This window comes from Mesorhizobium sp. M2A.F.Ca.ET.039.01.1.1 (assembly GCF_003998035.1).
GTDB lineage: Bacteria > Pseudomonadota > Alphaproteobacteria > Rhizobiales > Rhizobiaceae > Mesorhizobium.
Window position 1 is genome coordinate 1 of sequence record NZ_RZRY01001159.1, and the last position, 1316, is coordinate 1316.

At 65.0% G+C, this 1316-nt stretch carries 2 protein-coding genes and 1 pseudogene; all 3 read right to left on the reverse strand.

Annotated features, from left to right (window positions below; translation table 11 throughout):
* Positions 1–52: 52 nt before the first annotated feature.
* Positions 53–733: pseudogene (locus tag EOA24_RS38165) on the reverse strand (glycine dehydrogenase (aminomethyl-transferring)); the annotation flags it as partial.
* Positions 734–749: 16 nt separating this feature from the next.
* The gene (gene gcvH, locus EOA24_RS38170) at positions 750–1118 is read right to left on the reverse strand and encodes a glycine cleavage system protein GcvH (RefSeq protein WP_042644226.1); all 369 of its coding nucleotides are present in this window, start codon (positions 1116–1118) and stop codon (positions 750–752) included.
* A gap of 7 nt (positions 1119–1125) precedes the next feature.
* A partial coding sequence (locus tag EOA24_RS38175) for a glycine cleavage T C-terminal barrel domain-containing protein (RefSeq protein ID WP_281059937.1) occupies positions 1126–1316 on the reverse strand: 191 nt, incomplete at its 5' end.

Genomic DNA, 1316 nt, shown 5'->3' on the forward strand with positions numbered 1-1316 from the left:
CCGCCCTGCTCGTCTCCTGGCCGGACACGTTGGGCGTCTATGGCGATCACAAGGCGGCGCGGGCCTTCTCGATCGCCGCCTTGTGATCGCCATAGACGCCCAACGTGTCCGGCCAGGAGACGAGCAGGGCGGCGGTGTTGTCGTCGATCGTCTCGCCATCGACCTCGATGCCGAGCGGCTCGGCGCGGGTGCGCACGACGTCCAGCGTCTGCGGGTGCGGGGTGCCTGCAAGCGCCACCTTGGTGCGCTTGTCGCGATGATGGCGCAGCGCGATGCCGACGGCCTCGGCAACGGCGGTCGCTTCATCGAGCAGCGAAGCCGACGCCACCGGCAGGCCGGTGAGCTCGGTGACCAGGGTCTGGAAGTTGAACAGCATTTCCAACCGGCCCTGGCTGATCTCGGCCTGGTAGGGCGTGTAGGCCGTGTACCAGGCCGGATTCTCGAACAGGTTGCGCTGGATGACCGGCGGCACGAAGACGCCGTGATAACCGGCGCCTATGAAGCTCTTCAGCACCGTGTTCTTCGCCATCATCGCCGACAATTCGGCCAGCGCTTCGGCTTCGCTCGCCGGAGCGGGCAGGTCGAGTGGCCGATCGAGGCGGATCGACTTCGGCACGGCCTGGCTGATCAGCGTTTCGACGGATGGAACGCCGATGGCGGCGAGCATCGCCCTGACGTCGTTGACGGAGGGACCGATATGGCGGGCCGAGAAAGGAGCAGGTGCTGCGGTCATTTCCAAGATCCTGTTGTCAGCCGATATGGGCTTTGTAGGCGGCCTCATCCATGAGGCTGTCGAGTTGACCTTCGTCGGAAAGCTTCATCTTCCAGAGCCAGCCGTCGCCGGTCGCCGCCGAATTGACCAGCGAAGGGTCGGCCGACAGTGAGCCGTTGGCCTCGGTAATCTCGCCGTCGACCGGCGCGTAAACGTCCGAAGCCGCCTTCACGGATTCGACGACGACGGCGGTATCGCCCTTGGCGAGCTTGCGGCCAATTTCCGGCAGCTCGACGAAAACGAGATCGCCGAGCTGTTCCTGCGCATAGTCGGTGATGCCGACAGTGGCGACGCCGCCTTCGACGCGGAGCCATTCATGGTCTTCAGTGAAATAGGTCTTTGCCATCTGGAGATCATCCTTTGCGGTAGCGGTGTGGGGTGAAGGGCAGGGACGTGACGTCGATCGGGATCTTCGTCCCGCGGACATCGGCGAAGAGTTTCGTGCCGGCCTTGGCCAGCGCGATGTTGACGTAGCCCATGGCGACCGGGTGGCCGGTCGAAGGGCCGAAGCCGCCTGATGTGACGTGGCCGGCCGGATTGCCGC